This window comes from Companilactobacillus bobalius (genome assembly GCF_009764355.1).
Window position 1 is genome coordinate 1 of sequence record NZ_LNUA01000010.1, and the last position, 26,759, is coordinate 26,759.

Sequence of the window (26,759 nt, forward strand, 5' to 3'; positions counted from 1 at the left end):
TCTATACTTTCTGGTATTGATGAATAATCAATACCAGTTTTTTAATCTCTAGAAAATAAAAAAAGAACATCACTGTTCTCATGTTAAGATTTAAGCGACCAAACCCAATCAAACATGGAGAAAACAATAATGTCCCAAGACAATTCTATACTATGTGCACTCGATATAAAAGACAATAATATAAGTAATGTTTCAGTCAAGGACGCTACGATTAAAAATCGTGGCGTTATAAAGCATATAAAGATCGTAAACGCTGATTTAACTTATAAACTGTATCGATGTCCACAATGTGGTTTAAATTCATTAGTCAAAAATGGAAAAAGAAAAACTAATGCTAGATTAGCCAGTTTTAACGGTATTGAGTATCATTTGATGCTCAATAAACAACGTTATATTTGTAAGAACTGTGGTGGCACCTGCGGTGCCCACAGTGATTTATTAATCAAAAATCATACTATGACTAAACAAGTTCAAAACAGAATATTCGTTATGGCAAAGGAATCCTTTACTTTAACATCAATAGCTAAGATCATCGGAGTATCAGTAAATACAGTAAGCAGAGTCTTATATGACAATACCAAATTACCAAATAGATGTGATTGTCTTCCAAAAAACCTGTGTTTTGATGAATTTCGTTCAGTTAACGGTATATTTACTTTTATAGCTATTGATGCACAAACACATCATCTAATTGAGCTGATTCATGATCGACTCTCTAAAACAGTTATTGAACACTTTATAAATAACTATAGCTTGTCAGAACGGCAAGCCGTTAAGACTGTCTCTATTGATTTGAATGCTAATTATCAGTCGGTCATTCATAGAATTTTTCCCAATGCTCAAATAATAGTTGATAGATTTCATATAGTTCAGCTATGTAGCCGGGCATTGGATCAAGTTAGAATCAGTTGTCTTAAAAAAATAAATGATAAACATTCCCGTTTGTATAAAGCACTTAAGTCTAATTGGCGTCTCTATCATCTGCCTGAGGCAGATGTAGACGACAAGAAAGTAAAATATATTTTTGGAATCAACGAATATACTACAACGCGAAACGTTATTGATATAGCCACTGACAATCTACCAGTTTTTAAAAATACTTATGATATTTATCAAGGTATTCAGAAAGCGATACATGAACACGATATATCATTACTCAAAGAAACCATCTATGGATATAAAAAGAATAATACCGCTATGGATACATCTATTTCAACGTTACGTAAGAATTTAAATTATGTAAAGAATAGTTGCACAATGCCGTACTCCAATGGTCCTCTTGAAGGGACCATTGGAAAGATAAAAAAACTCAAACATATCAGTTATGGCTTCAGAAATCTTGACCATTTTCTTAAGAGAATAAGACTCATTTGCGCATAAAAAAAGACAACCTACATGAGGTTGCCTTCTATACAAAAACTATTCATCAATACGATTTGACAAAGAGCCCATTTTTTGTATCTAATTGACCGCATAACCTAAATTACGAGAAAGTTGATCAATACTTTCTTGATATTCTGAACCATTATCCATATGTTTCAAAACGCTTTGAACCTGACGATCATCTCGCAAACGACCAAATAAGTATGTTTCTGAATAATTCTTATCTAACAAATTATATGTTTTCAAAACAAAATCTTTACTATAGTCGTTTTTATCGATTTCTTTATTATTATTAATATCGGTATATAGCTCCGATAGAATTCTCTTTGCCTCTGTATTGTCATTTAATTTCATCAATACGCACCACCTAATTAATTATTAAAATCTCTCGCAAGATATCGCTTTGTGTAAGCGTTTTCTATATCTTGTATTTCTATTATACGACTTATAGTAAAAAATTTCAGTCAAAACCAAAATTTTAAGATATTAATCAGTTTGTGTTTTGAAATTATGTTTCAATTGTGGCCAGATAAGCTTATCAGCTGAGGCAATCAAAATCCCATTAAAGATAAATGAGAACAATGTCCCAATATTAACTGAATAGACATTATGAATACCAACCGCAGCAATTAAGATAATAATAATTGGTGGTAGAAAGTCGATAATCTGTGCCTTAGTTGAATTGCCATTCAAATAGAAGAATCTGAGAATATTTGTCGTATCATCATTGGGATGCATTACGATGTTAGCTCTCTGATATAGTGAAATGGCGACACAGAAACAAACGACTCCTAAACAAGATAAGATTGTTCTGACGACAATCGGTAAATTGGGAACACCTGCATAGGTCAGTAAATCGGTAAACACATTAACGAAATAACTGAAAAACAGAACGTATAAGATTTGTCCAACCAATCTCTTACCATCGAATTTTTTAATTAAAAATTGATTAGTTATCGCATTAATGACACCGAAAGCAAATAAAATTAACCCGGTATTCCAAGAAAACCATTTATTTAAATTAACAGCAGCGGCTGTCCATAATCCACTTCCCATATCAGCAGTTATGCACAAACCATTACCAAAAGCATTCAGGATCAGACCACTCACTAGTCCGATTACCCTCGTTTGTATTGAATTTTTGATGCTATCACTCCTCACAGTATGTTGATTATGTTACAACAATTCCATGCCAAGTGACAAAATTTTATTTAAAATAAGAATATTATTTAATCATTTTGATAATTTGCTTGTAAAAATTTCTTCAAATCAGTAGCAGGATGTCCCATGATTTCTTGATAGTCTGAACTGATTTCATCAAGAAGACCCATACCACCGGCTTTATACATTGAAGACAACATATGACCTTCGTTGCCCTCATTATACATAGCTCCAAATTCATCCAGACTTACTGGCTGATAACCTATTTCACTATCTGCAACTTCAGACAATACTTCAGCTAATTGAGGCATCGTATAATTTCTTGATTGTGTCAAAGTATAAATACGACCATTTTTCAATAACGACTTTGTAGCAGCCACTTTAGCAAAGGCTTTAGAACTGTCATCTAGGCTAATAAAGGACAAAGCTTGATCCTTCATAGGATAGATAACGTTATGGCGTTCAATTAATTCTGGTAAATATGGAACTAAAGGATCTGCATAAAGTCCGTTTCTGATAATCGTATAAGGAATTTCTGATTCAGCTAATCTTCTTGGCAAATAGCCATAGAATGCTGATAAATCAAATGGATTATTAACTTGATCAGCAATAAAGCCCATTGCCAAAATATGACCAACTGAAGCCTTTTTAGCTGCTTGCAAAACATTTTCCAATTCTGTTATTCGACTGTAACTATCGTGACTTTTACTTGGAACATAAATTAAAACATCCTTATCTTGAAAGGCTTTAATCAAACTATCTTCATTAAAGAAGTCGATACTGACAACTTCAGAACCCGCTTGAGCTAGCTTGCTGGCTTTAGAAACCGTATGAACTCCAGCTGTTATTGAGGAACTAGGAACTAATTTGATTAATTCATTAAAAATATGATTACCTAAATGACCTGTAGCACCAGTTATAATATATTTCATCTCTATCACCTTCAACTTTCTACTACATGTTACTATATAAATAACAAGATAACAAATATAAAGTTTAAAAAAGCATCCAATAAACTCGTCACACACGTGAATATGTATAACAAATCCTATTAGACGCTAGTTTTTACCACTGTTCATGATTCCATAGACGACCATCTACTTCACCCTGTAATAATTTCATACGATCATTTTGCTCTTTGACAACTTTTTTCATAGCTACTAAAAAGGCGCGATTTTCATAGGCCTTCTGTTTATCTACTAATTTGGAAAGTTCCTTACTCAACCAAATTCCGGTATCTTCTGCCATGATTATTCGTCCTCCCCTTGCTTGATCAGACTAATGGTGCTCTTTAATTGGCTTAAATCTTCTTTTTGTTGAATAAATGTATTCAAAATTGTTTCACACTCAGTACAATTTGTTTCATCGAAAGTCTTCAATCGATCAGCAAACTCCTGTTCAAACCATTCTTGACGATTATCTAATGTATCAGGATACTTCTGAGTTAGATATCGTTGATAATCAATCAATATTTGCATTTGTTGTTCTTCTTTTAAATATTGAAATTGCGAAATAACAAAAACTGGTAAATTTTGCATTTTAGCACGATCAGCAATAGCACGTAACGGTGCCATAATTTGATCAATTGTAATATTTTCCGTTCCACCCCGTCTAAATTCTTTAAGTGGCATACCAGTACTAACAACGATTCCAAATTCCTTATCGCGTAGATTGTCATTACCATCACCGTAAATAAAATTACGAGTCAAAACCTTATCTTCCCAATCTTTTAAACCAGCTGGGGCAGCATACCAATAAAGCGGAAATTGAAAAATAATTCTGTCGGCATCTCTTAACAATTTCTGTTCATTATCGACATCAATTTTTTTCAATCCTTCAACATGGTGCCATGTAACATCAAATAACTTTGCTCCTTGCATCAAGAATTGCTGTGTTTGCGAGTTATTTATTTCCGGATGAGAAACAATTATTAACGTTTTCAAATTAACATCTCCAATCAACTTTAGAATAGCAAAGATTAGCGGACTTATACAGTTGAACAACTTATTTTTGAAATTTTGCTAAAATGAATTTCGTTGAATGATATAATTTAAGAGATAAGAAGCACAATTAAGGAGATTAGCAATGGAAAAATACTATATTGTCGACAGTTCTATTCTTCCTGAATCCTTCGATAGAGTAATTAAAGCACGTAATCTGCTTGAAACGAGAAAAGTCCACAATGTCAGTGAGGCCGTAAAGGAAGTCGGTATCAGTCGTGGTACTTACTATAAATATAAGGATCTAGTCTTTCTACCTGATGAAGAAATGAACGATCGTAAAGCCGTCATTTCAATGATGTTGCATCATGAACAGGGAATTCTATCTAAAGTACTGGTGGACATTTCCGAATCTAATGCCAGTATTCTAACTATCAACCAAAATATTCCTATCCATAATATTGCCACTGTCGTGATTTCTTTAGACATAGGTCATTTAAATGGTACGATTGATGACTTGCTTGATAAACTGAAGCAATCTGATTTTGTTAATAATGTACAACTAATTTCAATTGAATAAGACAAAAAAGCATGTTCAAATTACGAACATGCTTTTTATTTTGGCCAGGCAATATACATTGCTAAGAGAACACTAAATGTGCCAACGAAATAAAACAGTTTAGAGATAATATTACTTTTCATATGACTGCCCGACATTATTAAACACAGCCCTGCTATAAAAATTACTACCATTATTAAGAAATTCATCCTGTCACCTATCATTTCTAATTAAGTTTCGATAACAAGAACTTTACAAAAGAAATGTGACGAATTAATGAATTTGTTATGTAATTTTGATTACTTATTTCTTTCCCAAAGAAAACTTTCAATATCATGCAGTACACGTGGATTTCTTCTCGTTAAAGCGCTATGTTCGGCTCTACGACCAGTGAAAATACGTGCCTCATATGTTTGATGCGGACCTTTAAAGACTCTTCTTAATGACTTAGCTGAAGACACTGGGACCGCCTTATCAAAGTGATCTTTCATCGATAATTGCCCCATGATATTCAATTCACGAATATGTAATTTATGAATCACCGAATCGGGAGCAGTATAGGATCTAAAATCCTTCGTTAGTTGCGGTGAATAACGCCACTCATTACGACGATAAATATTATGATTTAAGACTTGCATTGGAGCTGCAATATTAACGAGTGAATCAATTTGAGGCTGATTCTTATCATCACTGTATTTTTCAAGATAATACATAACGGCGTTATTACCCCAAGAATGAGCTACCGCATTGAATTTTGTAACGCCATACTTATGATGTAACATTTTCACAATTGAATCGATCCATTTAGCAGTCTGATGATAATCAGATTCGTGATTATTACCAAACAAAACTTGAATTTCAGGATTCTTAGCCGATTTAGGCCACCCTCCATCAAAGCTCAACTTTCCTTTGGGAGAAACAAAAATAGTTAAGGTTCTTGTAGCATAACCATCAGCTTGAGATTGATCGATTAAATAGTCCATCGAATGAACAGTGCCTCCAAAGCCATGAAAAAATAGCGTAGGCACCTGCCGCTTTTGACTTTGATTATTTGTGACAGCTAAAACTTCTTGCTGTGAATATGATTCCACCGTTACAAGGCCAAAAATAATTATGCACAGGCTTATTAATAAATTTCTTTTTTTCATGAATATCACCAATTTGATTTATTATCAAAGTTTAAATCAAATCCAATTTTAGTCAACAAAAAAACCAACCTCTATTGAGATCGGTTTTAATTTATCAATCTATAAATACTATAAGTTTTGACCTTTTTCCCAAGTTGTCTTGGATAGCATCAAACCTTTTTTAACTAAATCATTGAATAGTTGATGTGTACGTTTTGTAACTTCAGCAGCAGTCTTCATATTGCTTGAAGTTAAGAATTGTGAGACGTCATTGTTGAAACCATCAATCACTTCATCAGTAACTTCAATTCTTTGACGAGCATATGATTGACAAGCATCCAAATATGCGTGAACCATATCTGAATATTCATGATAGTGAGGTTCGATCATAACGGACAAAGTTTTTTCTAGCCAGTACATGTTATCAACTGAGACTTCATTTGTCGTATTCTTATAGTCCTCAGGTGTATCTGTAATGTTTGTATAGAATGGAACATATGGACTATATGCGAAGAATCCTAATGCTAACCATTGGATAGCAGCATGATTATCATCAACATCATTTCTAATTTGAAGAATTGATGATGCTTGATTACGATCCATCGCGATAGAACGGAACTGACGTTGTTCATTTGCTGTACCAGAAGCAAAAGTACCAAATGGATCGTACTTAGTACCGTTATAGTGTGATGATAGGAAATATTCTACATCTTCAATTGCAATCTTCTTACTTGGTTTTCTAACCATAGGCATCTTTTGAGATGTAGGTTCTTGTTCAATTTCAGGATTGAATAATTTTTGACCATACCATGTACGTGGAGTGTTGTAGTATGCATCAGCTTCACTTTGTGTTCCAAAGATTTCACGGAAATTAAAATGGTCAGGATTTGGATTCAAATGATGTTTTTCAACAAAATCAATTAAATCAGTCGCAATCAAATAATTCTCAGGGTCGCTAACGTCAACCTCTTCCATAACAGTTTGGTTAGGAACAATAGCATAAGCATCGTCTGGCAAACGCATAGCAGCCCAGTGATGTCCACCGGCTGTTTCTAAAAGCCAAACTTCATTTTTATCATTAAAGGCAATACTGTTTGATTCTCCAGTACCATATTCTTCAAGTAGTTCACCTAAACGAAGAACACCTTCTTTAGCAGTCTTTACATAAGGCAATACCAAAGTTAACATAGCTTCTTCATCGACACCATTATGAACTAATGGATCATAGCCCAAAACACGGGCATTAGTAGCAGTTGTTTCAGTTGAACTCATACCAACATTCAATTCATTGATACCAGCTTCTTCATATTGACCATCGCTTTGATCAGCTTGTGGAGTTGCTGTGTAGCGATAAGCATGATTAGGTAGCGGAACTTTTACACCTGTCGTTTTAGAAATATAAAATGCATCTTCTTGATCTTTAGCAGCATGTGCGACAAATTTGATCGGATTAATTGGGCCATAGCCGTCCTCATTACGGGCAACTATAGTGGAACCATCCATACTAGCGGCTTTACCAACTAGAATTTCAGTACAATCGGAACTTGGATTTTTCATTTCGTTCCCTCCCTTATATAAAACCAGTATAGAATTAAAGTCTGGTTTAATCTAGAGGGGTTATTAGAAAAATTATAATTTTCATTTTTTTAAAGAAAACGTTTAAATTTTCACTCAAAGATTATATTCATTAATTAAATAAACCGGAGTACAAGACCAAGCATGACAATAACTATTAACTAAAGGACTTCCATACGGAGAAAAGTTTGGCTCATCAGGTTTGTATGCCTCCCAAAAAGTATCAGCACCATTACTGATCATAGACCCCCAATAATTGTTTATTAAATCAATGGCTTCTGTTCTCATATTAACCTTCAATAATGCCGTTACAACATAATGATACATATACGGAGTTTCAATATTTTTAATAGGAAAGAATCTTTTATACGTAGCAAGCATGATTGATTTTTCAATATTTTCAGGAAATACTCCTGCTAGAATCATCCATACTTGGCTATAAATATTTAACTCTGCATTCTCACCTGAAATAAACAATTGTCTAGAAGAGTCATACAATTTCTTTCGTGAATAATCAGATAAGAGTTGCAATTTTTTATTATATTCATCATCAACTTCAATTATCAAACCCTTACTCAATTCCAGAAAATCTTTTAACACATAGATAAGTACACCCTGAGTGGCGGTAATTTTGTCAAAACCATCTCCCCAATCAATAAATGAAGGCCACTCATTTGGAATTATTAATTTTCCATCCCCATTAACACATGCGAGTGCTAGATCAATTTGTTTCTTAGCTGTCGGATAAAGTTCCCTGACAGTTTCTTGATCCTGAGTATTTTCCAAGTAATCCTTTAACGTACTTACAAAAAACAAACTATAATCTAGCAAAAAGGTGTCATCTGGCACCTCATCCTTACTAGTAAAAATATTTGCACTAACTTTCCCATCTTCGGTCGTCATTCCTGCAAATAAGTACAAACATCTTTTGACCAATGAGTTCTTCTTAAAAGTTGAATAATTCACTAATGCTTGCAAGTGCAAATCTCCAAGCCACAATCTTTGATCCCGTTTAGGTCCATCTTCAAATACATCTTGCATACACTCTGCCAAGGTTTTTAGACTAACTTTTTCAATATTTTGTAATGATTGAGTACTTCCCGACAATTCTATATTTGATAGTTCTCTATTCAAAATTGCACTCTGTGCTTCAACAATCGGATTATTTAATTCTATCTTCCATTTTGGTGAAGTATCTATTACAGTAATTTTTACATACCTGAAACTATATCTTCTTGGTAAATGTAACTTACAAGGTAACTCATCAATATGCAAAGTTTCTATTGGTATCCATGAGCGAGATAACCAGCCGTCATATTCATCAGGATTACTCAAAAGTTCATTAGAAATTTCCGCAAATTGAAACTTTATCGTCAAAGGCGCATCCATCATTGATCCAACTCTATTAATATCAATAGAAAATTTGCCAACGTGATGTTCACCAAAATCTAAAATAATACTGTCATCCCGTCCAAATTGCTTACTATGCAAATCTTTAATTTGAGTGTTTTTTATTTCTGTAGAAGAATTCACTTCAATACAACGAACTGGTTTATATTTTTCGTAATTTAAAATTGATTTACTCTCTTCCGCTTTTTCTAAAAATTCTTTATTACGTGTAAATTTTATATTTTCATTAATCTGAAACTTAAATGACATTTAACTACCTCCAAAAAAGGCAGTGATTCCATAGTGAAATCACTGCTATATTTTTATCGCTTATTCGTAATCATCCAAAGACCATTCATCATGCCAATCAATATATGGTCTGTCTCCAACAAATCTAATTGGTAACCATACATAATCTGCAATTGATGTATTCGCAACAACTACATCATCCAAATTATCAGGTTTTGTATCTTTCATTGCTGGATTGAAGAATTGTTCAAATGTTTTAGCATAATCTTCATATTTACGATTCATTTCATTAGGTAACCAACGATCTTGACAAGCAATATACAAATCTTTCTTTCCTTGTACCTTAAAGACTGAAGTTACTTGAGAATAATATGAAGTCTTTGTTGTGTCTTGAGGACTAGGATTACCCAAAACAGTGTAAGGACCATGCCATGTATCGGCAATAGCAACTTCTGAAGGACTTGGGAAGTATCCGGTAGTACCTGAAGTCAATAAATAGTGTTTATAGTTTCTAATGAAATGAGCTGTAGCTTCACGTACATATGGTGGGAAACGATGTGGGAAGTGAGTTGTGTAATAACCCGTTAGATCAGTGTAATCATCGGTCAAATCGGCACAAATTGTTTCTGAATGAACTCTTTCAAAGTAGTAATAGCCTTTGCCATCTGGGGCGACAGCCAAATCGAAGTCACCAGCACTCATGCCTAATGGAGAAATATCTTCGTTAACAATTGTATATGGTCCAAGAATACTATCAGCTGTCAAAACTGTCTCTGTTTGAGTATCATCCTTATGCATTACTTTGACCCAGCAGACATATTTCTTTGTTTTCTTATTATAGATAATATGTGGACGATCCATTTGATTTTTGTAATAGAATGGTGATTCCGGATCATCAGTATTAGCTGGAATAATAATTCCTTCACTCTTCCAATTATATAAATCTTGAGAACTGTAACAACGAACGCCCCATTGCCAAATTCCATTCTTACCATCCGACTTCTCTTTGTTTTCACCGTACCAATAATATGTACCATCTATATACATAACAGAACCACCATGTGCTTGAATTCTGTTACCATCTGTATCTAACCAAACTTGTCCTGGACGAAATGAATTATACATAATTAATTTACTCCTTTAATTTACTTTATTTTTTAATGAATTCTTTTGCATACCAAATGAATTCCAAATTACAACGATAAGTACTATTAATCCAACAACACCACTTGTTATCATGGCAGCAGCTGGAGTTTGATTTCCAATTACATCACCAATTATTTGTTGAATATAAGGTGTCAAGAAAACACTGATATTGATGAATACCAAAGCTAACGAATTAGAAAAATTAGTTAACTCTTTAGGACATAATTCTGAAATTCTTAAAAACATATATGGTGATAAAAATGTGAATGATGCGGCCATAATAATTACTAGAACACCTGTGAATAATAGATTCTTCGAAAATGTAATGAGAATACTACTTCCACTAAGAATCAAGATGAACAACGGGAACATTTTTGAACCTAATAACTGATGAACTTTTCCAAATAAGACCCCAACAAACATCCCAGTTAAAGATGTGAAACTTAATATGAAACTGGCTGAAGTGGCTGTTCCATAACCGACATCTGTAATCAACAATGACAATTTAATCATTAATGTCATAAAGATAAACTGCATAAAAAACATAGCTGCACAAAATGCAAATACTTTTCCGTTTAATTTCTTTAAGCTTTTAACTATACTTATCTTTTTATTTTCTTGTTGAATGTTCATCTTAGGTAGAAAAGCAATAACTAGTAGCAAGACAACTAACAGTATGAAATATGTCAGGAAACTAAATCTCCAACTGATCTGAAGTAATATTCCCGCTAACATAGTTAACAACGTACTTGCCAAATTTGAAACAGTACCTATAAAACCAAACATCTGCGCACGTTCATCCCCCTCATAGAAGTAAGAAACTATACTGTATGATAGAGGGTTTAATAATCCGATTCCGGCACCAAATAAGAACCGACAAACTAATATTCCATAGATACTATTTATAAATGCCGGAGCAATTCCGGAAATAAATGAAATTAATAGTCCTAAAGATGCTGTATTCTTATACCCAATTTTCTTTGTTACTAAAGGACTAATGGCGACAAATATTAAAATTGCCAAGCTAGGTAAAGTTGTGATAGATTCAATAGCTGATGAAGCCACTCCTGGAAAACTATCTTTAATAACGGGAATAGCTCCTGAAATAACACCCGCTGCCGTTGTATCAATAGATATCCCAAGTATGGAGGCTTTAAATAAAAAACTGTGTTTATTTTTTATCATCTTTTTGCCCCTTTTTCTAATTAATCATTAGGCCTAATGATTTTGTAAGTTATTGTTATCGCTTACAATTGATAATTCTAGCATCTATTCAAATATAAATTAGCCCATTAGTTTGGTAAATATTGTACTTATATTTCGATTTTTATAAAATTATAATTAACTAAAGATTTTAAATTGATTTTGGAGATCGTAAAATGCTAAAAAATAATAATGAAAATCGGGATAATGTCCAACATGAACTAATTAATCTTTTACCTAATATTCCTTTTAAGATATACATGAGTGATCAACATCCCAAATCAACCGATCATTCGTACATAGTTCCTCACTATCACGACGACGTTGAAATTATTTATCTAATAAAAGGTAATGTAAAAATATTTGATAATAATTCAGTTACCGAATTAAATCCAGGAAGTGTCTATATTATTAATTCCAATGATATTCATTCAACAATGAGTTCTTCAACACATATTCAAAATTATGTATTACAAATATCCTATGATTTTTTAATCAATTTCATTCCAAATTTTTCGACTTACCACTTTATGATCAATAATCAACATCCAGCAATAACTCAATTAAAAGATGATATCGTTAGAATGGATTTCTTTCTTAATAAAAACCATAAAGCAAATGCTTATTTATCTGGATTATCATCCCTATTTGATCTGCTTTATCTTTTGACTACTAACTTCTATACAACTCTGACCTCTAAATCTGCTTCAAAAAACTTTAAATATCACAAAAGAATGGGGCAAGCCATAGGTTACATTGAAAGTAACTACTCTACACCCATAACATTAAGAGAAATATCAAATTATATTCACTTATCTCCAGCCTATTTCTCCGATTTTTTCAAAAAACAAACTGGATTAACATTTTATACATATTTAACCAATGTAAGAATGAAACACGCCGAAGATTATCTAAAAAATACTAATGTAGAAATAATGCAGGTCATCGATAATTGTGGATTCTCTACGTACCATCAATTTAGGAAAGAATTCTATATTAGATTTAACATGAGTCCCTCTCAATTTAGAAAGAACAACAAAAAAGAAGGCCTTCTCCAATCAAAATGAGAAGTGCCTTCTTTTGTAATAATCATAATTTTATTCTATATACTTAATCAAAAAAATAAGATAAATCAACATGATAAATACCTGATATTAAATGCAAATTTTCTAAATCGGGACGGCTTTCTCCCCTCTCCCATTGCGATATTGCTTGTCTAGTAATATTCAATTTCTTAGCAACATCCCCTTGTGACAATCCATTCTTTTTTCTCTGATATTTCAATTTCTCAGACATCCCCATAATTTTTCCTTCCCTAACTAAGATTAGAAAGGAACTCTTTCGAAAGAACTCCTTTCTTTAATTATAAAGAAAACGATTTCATAATAAAAGATGAGTACAGGAGTCACTTTAAGAGATGAAAGGAGAACACCGTATGATGAAAAAGATAATGCATTACCTATCACAAGGAATGTACCTATTTGCAGTCATGATTTTAATCGACATTATTGTAGAGCAAAGTAAATATACCATTCTATCCTCGATGTCCTATTATGTAACTTGCTTAGTCCTAATTATTCTGATTATTATTTCAGTTCCCGAAGAAGGTTCTATCCATAAAAAGTTTAAAACACCAGGAATTTACATACTTGAAGTAGCGATTTTCATGGCAGTCATAATACAGCAAAATGTATATTCTCTTCTGCCTCACATGTTTTATTTCATTATTTATCCGGTTTTACTTACTTTAATTGTTACTTCACTTCCTGAGGGAGTACTTTATAAAAAATTCCAACACAAATGAAAAAATCTGGGACTCAATCTATGCAACCGCGAGTCTCAGATTTTTTTGTATTTCATTTAAACAAACAAACTCAAAATCATAACGCAAACAATACCAACAACGGAAATTAAGCTTTCCAAAACAGTCCAAGTTAACAAGGTTTCCTTCACTGTTAAGTCAAAGTATTCTTTGAACATCCAAAAACCTGCATCATTAACATGGGATGCGGCTAATGAACCAGCTCCAACAGCTAACACCATCAAAGCAGGATTTACTCCGGCTGAAGTCATCAATGGTAAAACTAATCCGGCAGCAGTTAATGAAGCAACGGTTGCTGACCCTAGTGCTACTCTCAAGACAACGGCTATCAGCCAACCTAGTATCAATGGAGAAATATTAACTCCAGTGAACAGTTTCATTACGGCATCACCGACTCCACCATCGATCAAAACTTGTTTGAAAGCACCGCCACCACCGATTACTAATAGTAGCATGGCGATTGATTTAACGGCATCTTCCAAACTTTTCATAATTTCTGAGGTCTTAAATCTTCTGGCCCAACCCATAGTGTACATCGCTACTAATAATGAAATTGTCATAGTAATAGCTGGTGTTCCAATAAAAGCAATGATTGAATCTAAGAGTGTTGGATTCTTTGGTACGGAACCGCCATTGAATAACAATTGATAGACTGTGGTAATTGCCATTAAAATGACTGGGAACAATGATGTTAATACACTGATACCAAATCCTGGAGTATCTTCCAACTTGAATTTCTTTTGTGGTCCCAAAGCAGTTAAATTACCTTTACGGTTAAAGGCATCAGGTACAATCTTTTTAGCAAATTTTGTGTAAACTGGACCGGCAACAATAACTGCTGGTATGGCAACAATTATTCCGTAAAGTAAAACATGACCAGCATTGGCATTCAAAACAGCACTAATTGCAGTAGGTGCTGGATGTGGTGGTAGGAAACCATGAGTTACAGAAAGTGCGGCGGCCATCGGAATTCCTAAATAAAGAATGGAAACTCCAGCTTCGACAGCTATGGCGAAAACGATTGGAATCAGAAGAACCATCCCTACTTCAAAGAACAAGGCAATTCCGATGATGAATGATGCCAAAACAATAGCTAACTGTAGTCGTTTTTTTCCAAACTTTTCAATTAAAGTATGCGAAATTCGATAGGCACCACCGGCGTCAGCAACCAGTCGACCTAGCATTGCACCGAAACCGAAAACAATCGACAATTCACCCAATTGTCCGCCAATTCCGTCTTGAATACTTGTGGCAATTTTAGTCATTGGAATTCCTAATCCAATCCCAACAGCTATAGAAGTAATGATCAATGAAACAAAGGTATTCAGTTTTAATTTAATGATTAAAAATAGTAATAGGGCTACACCTAAAATTAATACTAAGAAAGCCATAATTAGTCTCCTCCTCTTTGTTACCGCTTACAGTGAATCTATTAAGAAAAGCGCGTTCACACGCACTTTTTTATTTCACATGTTTCTTTTGAAATTCGGCAATACTCTTGTACTCCGGTTCCAAGACTCTTGATAGTCTGATCCAAATTGGTAACAATTCACGATAAACTTGGAAATTCTCTTCATTTGGTTTGTGAACATCAGTTACACCAACCATATCTTTCACAGCTGATAAATCATCAATATATCCTAAGGCATACATTCCTAATACTGCGGCACCTAGACAGGAACTCTCAAAGCTTTCAGGAATTGTAACGTCTTGTTCAAAAATATCAGCCAACATTTGTCTCCATAGAGCTGAACGGGCAAATCCACCTGTAGCTTGAATACTCTTAGGTTTTCCGGCAACTCCTTCAATCGTCAACATAACGATATACAGATTATAAACGATACCTTCCAAAGCAGCTCTAACCATATGTGCTCTAGTGTGCTTTCTAGTTAAACCGAAGAATGATCCTCTAGCGTAAGCATCCCAGATTGGAGCTCTCTCGCCACCAAGATAAGGATGGAACAACAATCCATCAGAACCAGCAGGAATCTTTTCAGCAATTTGTGTCAAAATATCATAAGTTGAAACTTGCATTTGTTCAGCGGTAATTTTTTCTGGCGCAAAGAGTTGATCCTTGACCCAGCGGAAAACAATTCCACCATTATTAACCGGACCACCAACGACCCATTTGTCTTTAGTTAAGGCATAACAGAACAATCTCCCATTAGGATCAACCACTGGTTTGTCGACCACTACTCTGACTGCTCCACTAGTTCCAATTGTCACAGCTACTACTCCAGGATCAATCGCATTAACACCCAGATTTGATAATACGCCATCACTGGCACCAAATACGAATGGTACATCCTTCGTAATTCCCAAAACCTTACCATAGTTGGAGTTAATACCAGTAATTGTGTCAGTTGGTTCAACTAATTCTGGCAATTGATCTGTAGTAATGCCTAATAGATCCAAGGCTTGTGGTTCCCATTTCAATTTGAAAATATTGAACATCCCAGTCGCGGAAGCAATTGAATATTCCATTTTATAAGTTCCAAATAATCTGAAGAAAATATATGTTTTAAGGTCAATGAATTTCTTAGTTTTCTTAAATAAATCTGGTTTTTCATTCTTGATCCATAAAATTTTTGATAATGGTGCCATGGGATGAATTGGCGTTCCAGTTTTAGCGTAAATCTCTGCTCCGATACCGTTTGCTTTCAATTCTTCACTATATTTGGCTGCTCGGTTGTCGGCCCAAGTAATCGCACGAGTCAATGGTTGATCATCTTGATCCATAAGAATTAAGCTGTGCATTGCTGATGAAAAGGAAACCCCTTTTAGCTCACCTTTTTGGACTTTTCCTTTACGAATAACTTGTCCCAATACTTCAATTACTGCATCAAAGATATCTTCTGGATCTTCTTCAGCCATATCGGGCACATCTTGATACAATTGATAACCACTGTTAGCGTGGGCAATGACTTTTCCTTTCATATCATAGAGAACACTCTTTGTACTAGTAGTTCCAATATCAACGCCAATCATGTATTCCATAATTAAAACTCCTTACATAAACTCAAAATTATTTATTCTTATCGATTGCATGTCCACCAAATTCATTTCGTAACGCTGAAACAACTTTGCCAGTGAAAGTATCATCTTCCATAGAACGATATCTCATCATCAATGACATTCCGATAACAGGTGTTGGTACTTGTAATTTCAAGGCTTCATCTAAAGTCCACTTACCTTCACCAGATGAATGCATTGTGCCTTTGATATGTTGTAAATTATTATCTTTAGAAAAGGCATCTTGAGCTAATTCCATCAACCAGCCACGAATTACTGATCCGTTGGACCAAACTTTAGCGACGGCTTCATTGTCATATTCGAATTTACTGTGTTCCAACACATCGAATCCTTCAGCGATAGCCTCCATCATTCCGTATTCAATACCGTTGTGAACCATCTTGAGATAATGTCCACTACCCGCTTTACCTGTGTAGAGATAACCATCTTTCATCGCAATACCTTTGAAAATTGGTTCAATATATTGGAAAGTTTTATAGTCATCGCCACCAATCATGAAGTTACCATCTTGATTAGCACCACTTTTACCACCAGATGTTCCACAATCGAAGAATTTAATTCCTTTAGCCTTTAAAATTTGATTGTGTCTGAGTGAATCTTCATAAAATGAATTACCACCATCAATCACAATATCGTCGTTATCTAAAAGTTGACTTAATTTATCGATCGTATCATTAGTTGGCTTACCAGCTGGTAACATGACCCACATAATACGAGGTTTCTTCAAAGCTAAAACGGCCTCTTCCAAACTAGCAACACTTTGAGCGCCCATATCACTAGCTTTTTGTCTAGCCACTTCGTTTAAATCAAAAGCAACTACTTGATTGTCATTTCTGATTAAATTCTCACACAAATTGATTCCCATTTTTCCTAAACCGATCATTGCTAAATTCATATTTATTGTCTCCCTTTGTAAAGCGCTTTCATTTATTGACTATAGTATATGAAAATTATTTTTAAAAATCAATAGTTTTATAGAAAAAACTTTTCAGACAAATAAAATTGTGCTATCTTATTATTGTGAGGTAAAGCCTATGCAAAATAATTTTAATATGTTGATCAAATCCTACTATGACAACTTAACCGGGACTTCAAAGGATATCGCTGACTATCTTTTAGAAAATCCCCAAACTAGTTCGGCTCTAACCATTACCGATTTGGCTAAAAAGACTAATTCTTCTATTTCTTCTATTTCTCGTTTTGCAAAGAAATTAGGATTTAATAGTTTCCAAGAATTAAAAATCAATCTGCTCACATCAACAACAGACAAGAAAGAATCTAATAACCTCTTTCAAGAGATCAATTCTGACGATACCCTTAAAGAAATGGCGAAAAAAGTTTTCACATCTAATGTGTCAGCCTTAAATGCTACGATTGATACTCTGACCCAAGAACAATTACAATTGGCTATCGAAATAATTGCCAGTAAGAACTCTATTGCTTTCTTCGGATTAGGTGCTTCAGCTATCGTTGCTTTAGATGGCTACCACAAATTCTTGAAATCAGATAAAACTCCATTATTTGCTAATGACTTTCACATGCAATTAATGATGGCAACTACTTTGAGATCTGATACCTGTGCCGTAATAATTTCACACAGTGGTGAGAATAAGGATGCCCTGAAATTAGCTCAAAAGTTACACGAAAAGAAAATTAAAACTATCGGAATCACCAGTTATGGCAATTCATCTTTGACTAAAATTGTTGATTTGACCTTACTATCGATTTCCGAAGAAACAAACTATCAAGACGAGGCCTTGCACGCTATTATTGCCCAAATCTCCTTGATTGATACTCTCTTTGTTTTGACTGCTATGAAAGATGACAAACAAACGACTGATGTCTTTAAAGAGATTCGTGAGACAATCAATGGTACTCGTTTGAACAAATAATCAATTCCAAATACCAAATAACCCTGATAAATCAGGGTTATTTTTATATTCTTTTTTTTAAAACATTTTTTTGTTGCATTTTTAAAAGAAAGAACTATAATCGAATTTGTAAATTGATAGTGAGTACTCACTATCATACAAAGGAGAGGATATTATGTTTACAACAATGTTTTGGATTCTAGCAATTTGGTTCATTATCAATGTAATTCGGATGTGGTTCGTAACTGATAATCAAAAACTTCAAAAGACTTTTGCTTGGATTAATGTAGTTGCCGTTATCGTTGGATTCTGGGTTTACTTCGGAGCCACCAAAGTTAGTGGTATCGATACTTGGTTCAATATTATGAATTACGCAAATATTGTCGTTGCCCTTGTTCAGTTCTACTTTGGTTACAGAAACAGCACTACTATCAAACATGCCTAAAAATATTTCGAAGTTTTACCTCTTGTGTTCCATTTAGGATAGAATGGAACTATCAATAAAAAATGAGGTATGACATATGGACAATCAATTTGATATTTATCGTGAAGCAGAAAAAACTGAAAAGCTAACGCCAAAACAAAAATTGATTTTCCAATCAGCTATCGACTTATTTTCTAAGCAAGGCTATGCCAATACTTCAACTAAAGAAATTTCTGAGCATGCTGGAGTTTCTGAAGGAAGCATTTTTCGTAAGTTTAAAAATAAAGAAGAATTATTGATGGCAATTCTGACACCCCTGACCCATAAAATTCTACCCCAGGATTTAGATCAATTTTCTCAAACCACTTATCAGAATGGCAGCCTTAATTTAAAATATTTTTTAACAACTATGATAAATGATCGTATCTCACTCTTTAAATACAACCATAAAATAATGAAGATATTCTTGAACGAATTTATCTACGATCAAGATATACATGACCGTTTGATTGAAAGTATTCCTAAAAAATCATTTAAACAGTTCAATCAGGTTCTGGATGAGTTAAAGCAAAAAAATTTATTGATTGATTGGGACAATCTTGAGATTTTTCGATTCCTAGCCTCAAATATTTTAGGATACTTGATCCAACATTATATTATCGTGGACGAAAAGAAGTGGGACGAACCTTTGGAAATAGAACACGTCACAGAGTTTATCGTTAAAGGATTAACTCCAACAAAATAGTTATAAACAAAAAAAGCCGGTGAATGGAATATTACTTTCATTCATCGACTTATTTGTTTATTTAAGAATTATTCTTAAAGTACTTCAACTGATGCTGTTGTAACACCGTATGAAGGAATTTGGTTATTTGGCATAGCAACGTCTAATTGGTTAGGGTTACTGTATGCAAATGTACCTGTATCATTAACTGTTCTGATCAATACTGTACCGTCAGAAAGTGTGATCTTAAGTGTTGTACCCTTAGGGAATACTGAAAGGTTAGCAGCAACACCGCTATAACCCATGTTTGAACCTAATACGGCTGGATCATAGAAACTGATCTTGAATGTACCTTGTGATGTACCAGTTGTATTTGTGCTTGTTGTTTGTGTTTCAGAAGCACTTTGTGTAACTGCTTGTGTTTGTGTATTTTCTTGTGTAGTACTTTGTGTTTGTGTAGTTGTCTCTTGGTTACTTGTTTGTTGAACATCAGTTTGTGGTGTTACTGTCTGTTGAGCATCTGTAGTTGATGTTGTTGTAGTAGCACCTGGCAATGTAACTGTTTCACCAGGGAAGATTAAGTCAAATCCGCCAACTTCACGGCCGTTTGCTTGTTCTAGTTCGGCGATTGTTACACCTGAGTTAGCAGCGATACTCTTGTATGTGTCTCCTGCTTCAACTTGAACATGGTTACTGTCGAGTTGTACTGCAGCTTGAGCAGTTTGTGATGTTGCTGCAAGTGCTGTTAAAGCTGTTGTACTTACTAAAGCGATAGATAAAACTTTTTTCATGAATTAATTACATCCTTATATTTAAAATTATTGTCTAGCCCTCATTTGCTATGTTGCATATACTAACAGGTGTTTATTACACAATTACGTCTGTCAAATTACAAAAGCAGGCTTTTCTGTAATTTTAGTAACAATTCTGAAACAATAGGTCTAACTATCGTTGGTATAATAAGATTTTACTTTTTATGAATTTGAAAATAATTAAAACTTATTCTGAAAATATGAGAGTATTCTTATAATAATCATTAAACAAAAGCACTCAATATCATTACACAAATGATGCCAACGACTGATATCAAGGTCTCTAGCACCGTCCAAGTCATTAATGTTTCCTTAACTGTTAAATCGAAATATTCCTTAAACATCCAGAATCCAGCATCATTTACATGAGAAACTGCTAATGATCCAGCACCGATTGCTAAAACCATTAAAGCTGGATTTACACCTGCTGAGGTCATCAGAGGATAAACCAAGCCAGCAGCTGTTAATGAAGCCACTGTTGCAGAACCTAAAGCAATACGTAATACAACAGCAATTAGCCATCCCAAAAGTAAAGGTGAAATATTAACGCCAGTAAATAATTTCATAACCGCATTACCGACACCACCATCAATCAAGACTTGTTTGAAGGCCCCTCCACCACCAATTACAAGTAGTAACATGGCAATCGATTTGATAGCATCTTCCAAACTCTTCATAATATCTGGTGTTTTGAATCTTCTTGCCCAACCCATTGTGTAAATTGCTAGTAGTAAAGAAATCGTCATTGTAATAGCTGGCGTTCCAATAAAAGCAATGATTGAATCTAATTTAGTTGGATTGTCAGGAACTGAACCTCCATCAATGACTAATTGATAGATAGTTGTAATAGCCATCAAGACTACAGGGAACAATGATGTTAAAACACTAATACCAAAACTAGGTGTATCTTCCAGTTTAAAATTCTTTTGAGGTCCTAAGGCCGTTAAATTTCCCTTACGATTAAAAGCATCTGGAACAATTCTTTGCGCCAATTTCGTATACAATGGACCCGCTACTATTACTGCTGGAATAGCTACAATAATTCCGTAAAGTAACACTTGACCCGCATTAGCACTCAAAACTGTACTGATAGCTGTTGGGGCTGGATGTGGTGGTAAGAATCCATGAGTAACTGACAAAGCCGCAGCCATTGGAATTCCTAAATAAAGAATTGAAACCCCTGCTTCCACAGCAATAGCGAAGACAATAGGAATTAACAAGACCATCCCCACTTCAAAGAACAAAGCGATTCCGATAATGAATGAAGCTAAAACAATTGCTAGTTGTAATTTCTTTTTACCGAACTTTTGAATCAAAGTGTGCGAAATTCGGTAGGCACCCCCAGCGTCAGCAACCAAACGGCCAAGCATCGCACCGAATCCAAAGACAATTGAAAGTTCACCTAATTGTCCACCAATCCCATCTTGAATACTGGTTGCTATTTTGGTTAAGGGAATTCCTAAACCAATTCCCACTACTATAGAAGTAATTATTAATGAAAGAAATGTATTAAATTTTAATTTGATGATCAAGAACAGCAGTAATGCCACACCTAAAATCAATACCAAGAAAGCCATTTGTAATCCCCTTTAAATTTTTTGACATAAAAAAATGCGTTATTAGCGCACTTTAATTTATTTCATATGTTTCTTTTGAAATTCCGCAATACTCTTATATTCAGGTTCCAAAACTTGTGACAAGCGAATCCAAATTGGTAAGAGTTCACGATAAACTTCAAAATTCTTTTCATTAGGTTTGTGAACGTCTGTAACACCGACCATACCCTTAACAGCAGATAAATCGTCAACATATCCTAGGGCATACATGCCTAGTACGGCAGCTCCCAAACAGGAACTTTCGAAACTTTCAGGAATAGTAACATCTTGCTCAAAAATATCAGCTAGCATTTGTCTCCAAAGGGCTGAACGAGCAAAGCCGCCAGTAGCTTGAATACTCTTAGGCTTACCAGTTACTCTTTCAATCGTCAGCATCACAATGTAGAGATTATAAACGATTCCTTCCAAAGCAGCTCTAACCATGTGGGCACGTGTATGTTTTCTAGTTAAACCGAAGAATGATCCACGCGCATAAGCATTCCAAATTGGGGCACGTTCTCCACCTAAATAAGGATGGAACAACAAACCATCAGACCCAGCAGGAATCTTTTCAGCAATCTGTGTCAAAATATCATAGGTAGAAACTTGCATTTGTTCAGCAGTAATCTTTTCTGGAGCGAACAACTGATCTTTAACCCAACGGAAAACAATTCCTCCATTATTAACTGGTCCACCGACAACCCATTTATCTTTTGTCAAAGCGTAACAGAATAAATGTCCATCTGGATCAACAACTGGTTTATCGACGACAACACGGACGGCACCACTTGTTCCGATTGTGACAGCCACGACCCCAGGATCAATTGCATCGACACCCAAGTTTGAAAGAACACCATCACTGGCACCAAAAACGAATGGAATATTTTTAGAGATACCCAACAACTTACCATATTTGGGATTAAGCCCAGTAATTGTATCAGTAGGTTCAACCAATTCAGGTAATTGATCAGTAGTAATACCCAGGAGTTCCAAGGCTTGTGGTTCCCAGGCTAATTTAAAGATATTAAACATCCCAGTTGCGGAAGCAATTGAGTATTCCATCTTATAAACACCGAATAATCTGAAGAAAATGTAAGTTTTTAAATCAATAAACTTCTTAGTTTGAGCAAACAACTCTGGTTTCTCATTCTTTATCCAAAGAATTTTTGATAACGGAGCCATTGGATGAATTGGTGTTCCTGTTTTAGCGTAAATCTCAGCACCCAATCCATTTTCTTTCAACTCTTCACTATATTTAGCAGCTCGATTATCTGCCCAAGTAATAGCACGAGTCAAAGGTTGATCATCTTTATCCATTAAAATCAAACTGTGCATTGCTGATGAGAACGAAATTCCCTTCAATTCACCCCGTTTGATTTTACCTTTACGAATAACTTGTCCCAGAACCTCTACCACAGCATCGAAAATATCATCTGGATCTTCCTCTGCCATATCAGGGACATCTTGGTATAATTGGTAACCACTATTAGCGTATGCAATGACCTTTCCTTCCATGTCGTATAAGACACTCTTCGTACTGGTCGTTCCAATATCAACGCCAATCATATATTCCATATCTAAACTCCTCACGTGATTTTCTAGACTATTAATATTATTGCATATTTTTCAAATAATTTTTAGAAATCTTAACTGTAGTAGTATGATATTTTGAAATCACGTGAAAAAAATGTACTTCTATTGCCGTCGTCCGCAAAAAATCTGTGAGCCGCTGGAACGTGGTAGACCGACTTCGAGATCCATGATTTCACACTTTGTGCGAAATCATGGATCTCGAAGCTCGGTCTTTTACTAACCTTGCTACGCAAGCTAAGTAAAATATCACCACTGAGGGCTCACAGATTTTTTACTACCGACTAGTTTTTCGTTTCCAATATTATCAAGTAAAACCGCAGCATTTTGAATTTTTTAACTCTATATAGTCAAAAAAGAACCAAATTTACAAAAACAAAAAACATCTATTAATTTCACTACACAAACTTATGGTGTCCTTAATAGATGTTTTTTGTTATTTTTTACTTCCATTCATCACGTAAAATTCCGTATTGAACTGAATCGTAATACTTACCTTCATAAAAACGAACTTGACGAATTCTTGCTTCTTGTTTCATTCCAATTTTTTCGGCTACGTGCATCATTCGTGGGTTTCCAGACCATGTTGTTAAGCCTAAATGTGGGAAGTCAAAAAGATTGAATAAGTAAGTAATATAAAGTTTTAGAGCTTGACTTCCGATATGTTTATCCCAAGTATTTGTCTCATAAATGGTAATTCCCATGTCGTACCACTTTGCTAATTTTCCATCTTTAAAATGTCCACCAACGGAACCAACGATTTTACCATCGTTTGTAATCAATAATGTTCCTTATCGCCTAACCAAACTTTTGGTGCTAGTTCATTAATGAACTCTTCTTTAGTAGGTAAATCATCGTGAAAGTATGGACCGTTTAGTTTTGTCCACCCCGCATTGGGATCACTAAAAGCTAATTGCCAAAATTCTTCTAGATCTTCTGGCTGTGCTTGGCGTAATTCTACTTTTGACAAATCAATCATCTCCAAAATAAAAAGAACTTGTCATTATTATATGGCAAATTCTTTCTAGTTCAATATTAATTTTTTTATTAGTTAGCTTGTGCAGGTTCACGGCTACCTAATCTTACCTTTTCAACAGCATGACTGCTTTCAAGGTCTTCTTCTTTGAATCCGAAGAGGTATGTACATACAAATGAAACAACAATTGTAACAGCTGATGCGATTAAGTATCCTGTGAAGCTACTGTCAATACCCTTTGGATTGATGAATGAAGCAAATCCGATTAATGAACCGGCGAAGCCCCACATATCAACATGCATTAATCCGGTAATCAAGCCACCAACGGCACTACCGATATTTGCTGTCCAGAAGATACGACCATATTTCAAATTAATACCATACATTGCAGGTTCTGTAACTCCAGCAAAAGCTGAAAGTGTAGCGGCACCGGCAATTTGTTTCATATCAATGTTCTTCTTTGTTTTAACAAAGACAGCCATTGCAGCAGCACCTTGAGCAACCATTGTTGCAGAAACAATAGCGTTCAATGCACTGTGTCCTGTTGTAGCAATTTGACTAGCAACAACGGGAATAACAGCCCAGTGTAAACCGAAGATAACCAAACATTGATAGAATCCACCGATCAACAATCCAGAAATAGCAGGACTGAACTTCAATAGAGCAACGATACCATTTGCTAAGTAAGAACTTAGAAGTGTAATAACTGGTCCGACGATAACGATAATAATTGCACTGACAATAAATACTTCTAGTAGAGGACTAAGGATCATACGTAGTGACATAACAATGTGTTTCTTGAGCCATGGTTCTATCTTTGAAGCAATCCATGCCGCAGCGATCATTGGGAAAATTGAATAAGTATAGTTTGCGATATGAATAGGAATACCAAAGAAGTTACTGTTGAAATTCATTGCGGTACTACTTGTTTTAGTTGCTACTTGTACCAAGGTTGGATATGCCAAAACACCACCGATAACACCCATGATGATCTGGTTAGCACCTAATCTCTTAGCAGCTGTGAAACCAACTAGAATAGGTAGGAAATAAAATACTGAATCACCCATTGCACTAATAATCATATATGTAGAACTTGTTGCAGATAACCATTTAGCTGAAACGATTAAAGCTAATAATCCCTTTAAAATACCTGATGCAGCTAACAATCCAATGATAGGCATCATGCTGGCTGTGATTACACCAATTAAAGCACTGAAATAAAACTTTGTCTTAGGCCAAACACCTCTTGGAGCTTCAACCTTTTCTTTCTTAACTTCAGAATCTCCACCAAATCCAGGTCCTAAAGCTTTAACAACAGCATCATAAACATCTTCAACTGCAGGTCCAATAACAACTTGATATTGTCCACCAGCTTTAGCGACATCTAGAACACCCTTCATGGATTTGATAGTGTCATCGTTAGCTTTGTTGTCATCTTTCAAATAGAAACGAACACGTGTGATACAGTGAATAACATTTTCAACGTTACTTACTCCACCAACATTCTTAACGATATCTTTACCTAGCTGGTCATAATCGACCTTGCCTGATGGTTTAGCAGTAGATTCTCCAGGAGCCATCAAACTAACTTCAGCAACACTGTTACCAGCTTTAACATCACCTTTAGTGACGTTAACATCTTTAACCATCTTATTAGTATTGGTAAGAGCAACGATCACATCTGTTACTTTACCAGCCTTTTTGACAGCATCAATGTCCATTGTAGCTATCTTTTGACCAGCTGTAACTGTATCTCCTTCTTTAACAAATAGTTCAAAAGGAGCACCGTTTAATTCAACTGTATCAACACCCATGTGAACCAAAACTTCTAATCCATCATCAGTACTGAATCCAATTGCGTGTTTCGTTGAAGCTACTAACATAACTTTCCCAGAGACTGGGGACAAAATCTCATTTCCAGTAGGAATAACTCCAAATCCGTCACCCATATCTTTTTCAGAAAACATTGGGTCATGAACTTCAGTTATTGGTACAGCCTGACCATTTACGGGAGCAAGCATTTTAACTGTACTCTTCATAAGAATAGCACCTCCTTAAATTTAGTAACCGGTTACATCTTTCATTCATAATAATAATACGTCTTGTCATGTATAAACATCAAGTTAGAACATTTTTTATTATAAAATTCGCACTAAAACCGTATTGACGGGGTGTATAAT

At 34.8% G+C, this 26,759-nt stretch carries 25 protein-coding genes and 1 pseudogene; 7 read left to right on the forward strand and 19 right to left on the reverse strand.

The annotated features are described in order from the left end of the window. The first annotated feature begins 129 nt into the window (after positions 1 to 129). Positions 130 to 1,380, forward strand: coding sequence for an ISL3 family transposase (locus ATN92_RS01510; protein ID WP_056950777.1), 1,251 nt, complete (start codon positions 130 to 132; stop codon positions 1,378 to 1,380). 81 nt (positions 1,381 to 1,461) lie between these two features. Here the strand turns inward: ATN92_RS01510 and ATN92_RS01515 are convergent, their stop codons facing one another. From ATN92_RS01515 to ATN92_RS01535, 5 genes are all read right to left on the reverse strand, one after another. Then, positions 1,462 to 1,737 carry a hypothetical protein gene (locus ATN92_RS01515; RefSeq protein ID WP_025086376.1) on the reverse strand — a complete coding sequence of 92 codons (276 nt, stop codon included), beginning with the start codon at positions 1,735 to 1,737 and terminating at the stop codon, positions 1,462 to 1,464. A gap of 132 nt (positions 1,738 to 1,869) precedes the next feature. Next, complete coding sequence (locus ATN92_RS01520) at positions 1,870 to 2,502, reverse strand: DUF6198 family protein (RefSeq protein WP_476728488.1); 633 nt, start codon at positions 2,500 to 2,502, stop codon at positions 1,870 to 1,872. A gap of 110 nt (positions 2,503 to 2,612) precedes the next feature. Continuing rightward, a complete protein-coding gene (locus ATN92_RS01525; protein WP_056951904.1) occupies positions 2,613 to 3,476 on the reverse strand; it encodes an SDR family oxidoreductase in 864 nt (287 codons plus the stop codon). A gap of 133 nt (positions 3,477 to 3,609) precedes the next feature. After that, positions 3,610 to 3,792 (reverse strand): hypothetical protein, encoded by a 183-nt coding sequence (locus ATN92_RS01530; RefSeq protein WP_056951902.1) that lies wholly within the window; start codon positions 3,790 to 3,792, stop codon positions 3,610 to 3,612. 2 nt (positions 3,793 to 3,794) lie between these two features. After that, on the reverse strand, positions 3,795 to 4,487 hold the full coding sequence (locus ATN92_RS01535) for an NAD(P)H-dependent oxidoreductase (RefSeq protein ID WP_056951900.1): 693 nt from the start codon (positions 4,485 to 4,487) through the stop codon (positions 3,795 to 3,797). A 142-nt stretch (positions 4,488 to 4,629) separates the two neighbouring features. On the opposite strand from ATN92_RS01535, the gene ATN92_RS01540 reads away from it, so the two are divergent. Next, entirely contained in the window at positions 4,630 to 5,064 is a 435-nt protein-coding gene (locus ATN92_RS01540) for an ACT domain-containing protein (protein ID WP_054643742.1), read from the forward strand. Positions 5,065 to 5,342: 278 nt separating this feature from the next. On the opposite strand, the gene ATN92_RS01545 is transcribed toward ATN92_RS01540, so the two are convergent. The 5 genes from ATN92_RS01545 to ATN92_RS01565 form a co-directional block, all read right to left on the reverse strand. Further along, positions 5,343 to 6,191, reverse strand: coding sequence for an alpha/beta fold hydrolase (locus ATN92_RS01545; protein WP_082604507.1), 849 nt, complete (start codon positions 6,189 to 6,191; stop codon positions 5,343 to 5,345). Between the two features lie 108 nt (positions 6,192 to 6,299). Further along, positions 6,300 to 7,727, reverse strand: coding sequence for a C69 family dipeptidase (locus ATN92_RS01550; protein WP_056951896.1), 1,428 nt, complete (start codon positions 7,725 to 7,727; stop codon positions 6,300 to 6,302). A gap of 114 nt (positions 7,728 to 7,841) precedes the next feature. Further along, positions 7,842 to 9,404, reverse strand: coding sequence for an alpha-L-rhamnosidase-related protein (locus ATN92_RS01555; protein WP_056951895.1), 1,563 nt, complete (start codon positions 9,402 to 9,404; stop codon positions 7,842 to 7,844). A 60-nt stretch (positions 9,405 to 9,464) separates the two neighbouring features. Then, positions 9,465 to 10,508, reverse strand: a complete 1,044-nt coding sequence (locus tag ATN92_RS01560; protein ID WP_179207692.1) for a family 43 glycosylhydrolase — start codon at positions 10,506 to 10,508, stop codon at positions 9,465 to 9,467. Between the two features lie 15 nt (positions 10,509 to 10,523). Further along, positions 10,524 to 11,714: an MFS transporter gene (locus ATN92_RS01565; RefSeq protein ID WP_056951891.1), complete on the reverse strand. Its 1,191-nt coding sequence runs from the start codon at positions 11,712 to 11,714 to the stop codon at positions 10,524 to 10,526. Positions 11,715 to 11,908: 194 nt separating this feature from the next. Here ATN92_RS01565 and ATN92_RS01570 point away from each other — a divergent pair, with 194 nt between their 5' ends. Beyond that, entirely contained in the window at positions 11,909 to 12,799 is an 891-nt protein-coding gene (locus ATN92_RS01570; RefSeq protein WP_056951889.1) for a helix-turn-helix domain-containing protein, read from the forward strand. Between the two features lie 43 nt (positions 12,800 to 12,842). Here the strand turns inward: ATN92_RS01570 and ATN92_RS01575 are convergent, their stop codons facing one another. After that, complete coding sequence (locus tag ATN92_RS01575) at positions 12,843 to 13,028, reverse strand: helix-turn-helix domain-containing protein (protein WP_158106611.1); 186 nt, start codon at positions 13,026 to 13,028, stop codon at positions 12,843 to 12,845. Positions 13,029 to 13,167: 139 nt separating this feature from the next. On the opposite strand from ATN92_RS01575, the gene ATN92_RS01580 reads away from it, so the two are divergent. Next, on the forward strand, positions 13,168 to 13,536 hold the full coding sequence (locus ATN92_RS01580) for a hypothetical protein (RefSeq protein WP_056951885.1): 369 nt from the start codon (positions 13,168 to 13,170) through the stop codon (positions 13,534 to 13,536). Positions 13,537 to 13,592: 56 nt separating this feature from the next. Here the strand turns inward: ATN92_RS01580 and ATN92_RS01585 are convergent, their stop codons facing one another. From ATN92_RS01585 to gnd, 3 genes are all read right to left on the reverse strand, one after another. Then, a complete protein-coding gene (locus ATN92_RS01585; RefSeq protein WP_056951883.1) occupies positions 13,593 to 14,945 on the reverse strand; it encodes a gluconate:H+ symporter in 1,353 nt (450 codons plus the stop codon). A gap of 70 nt (positions 14,946 to 15,015) precedes the next feature. Continuing rightward, entirely contained in the window at positions 15,016 to 16,551 is a 1,536-nt protein-coding gene (gene gntK / locus ATN92_RS01590) for a gluconokinase (RefSeq protein WP_056951878.1), read from the reverse strand. A 28-nt stretch (positions 16,552 to 16,579) separates the two neighbouring features. Beyond that, positions 16,580 to 17,482 (reverse strand): phosphogluconate dehydrogenase (NAD(+)-dependent, decarboxylating), encoded by a 903-nt coding sequence (gnd, locus tag ATN92_RS01595; RefSeq protein WP_056951876.1) that lies wholly within the window; start codon positions 17,480 to 17,482, stop codon positions 16,580 to 16,582. 139 nt (positions 17,483 to 17,621) lie between these two features. On the opposite strand from gnd, the gene ATN92_RS01600 reads away from it, so the two are divergent. The 3 genes from ATN92_RS01600 to ATN92_RS01610 all read left to right on the forward strand — a co-directional run bounded on the left by ATN92_RS01600 (position 17,622) and on the right by ATN92_RS01610 (position 19,627). Next, on the forward strand, positions 17,622 to 18,479 hold the full coding sequence (locus ATN92_RS01600) for a MurR/RpiR family transcriptional regulator (protein WP_056951874.1): 858 nt from the start codon (positions 17,622 to 17,624) through the stop codon (positions 18,477 to 18,479). A 154-nt stretch (positions 18,480 to 18,633) separates the two neighbouring features. Further along, positions 18,634 to 18,903 (forward strand): hypothetical protein, encoded by a 270-nt coding sequence (locus tag ATN92_RS01605; protein ID WP_056951872.1) that lies wholly within the window; start codon positions 18,634 to 18,636, stop codon positions 18,901 to 18,903. A 76-nt stretch (positions 18,904 to 18,979) separates the two neighbouring features. Next, entirely contained in the window at positions 18,980 to 19,627 is a 648-nt protein-coding gene (locus ATN92_RS01610) for a TetR/AcrR family transcriptional regulator (RefSeq protein ID WP_056951870.1), read from the forward strand. Positions 19,628 to 19,701: 74 nt separating this feature from the next. On the opposite strand, the gene ATN92_RS01615 is transcribed toward ATN92_RS01610, so the two are convergent. The 5 genes and pseudogenes from ATN92_RS01615 to ATN92_RS01635 all read right to left on the reverse strand — a co-directional run bounded on the left by ATN92_RS01615 (position 19,702) and on the right by ATN92_RS01635 (position 26,618). Continuing rightward, a complete protein-coding gene (locus ATN92_RS01615; RefSeq protein WP_056951867.1) occupies positions 19,702 to 20,397 on the reverse strand; it encodes a LysM peptidoglycan-binding domain-containing protein in 696 nt (231 codons plus the stop codon). A gap of 245 nt (positions 20,398 to 20,642) precedes the next feature. Next, positions 20,643 to 21,995 carry a gluconate:H+ symporter gene (locus ATN92_RS01620; protein WP_056951865.1) on the reverse strand — a complete coding sequence of 451 codons (1,353 nt, stop codon included), beginning with the start codon at positions 21,993 to 21,995 and terminating at the stop codon, positions 20,643 to 20,645. A 57-nt stretch (positions 21,996 to 22,052) separates the two neighbouring features. Next, a complete protein-coding gene (gene gntK, locus ATN92_RS01625) occupies positions 22,053 to 23,588 on the reverse strand; it encodes a gluconokinase (protein ID WP_056951863.1) in 1,536 nt (511 codons plus the stop codon). A gap of 458 nt (positions 23,589 to 24,046) precedes the next feature. After that, positions 24,047 to 24,582: pseudogene (locus ATN92_RS01630) on the reverse strand (GNAT family N-acetyltransferase). A 68-nt stretch (positions 24,583 to 24,650) separates the two neighbouring features. Further along, a complete protein-coding gene (locus tag ATN92_RS01635; protein WP_056951862.1) occupies positions 24,651 to 26,618 on the reverse strand; it encodes a PTS sugar transporter subunit IIABC in 1,968 nt (655 codons plus the stop codon). Between the last annotated feature and the right edge of the window lie 141 nt (positions 26,619 to 26,759).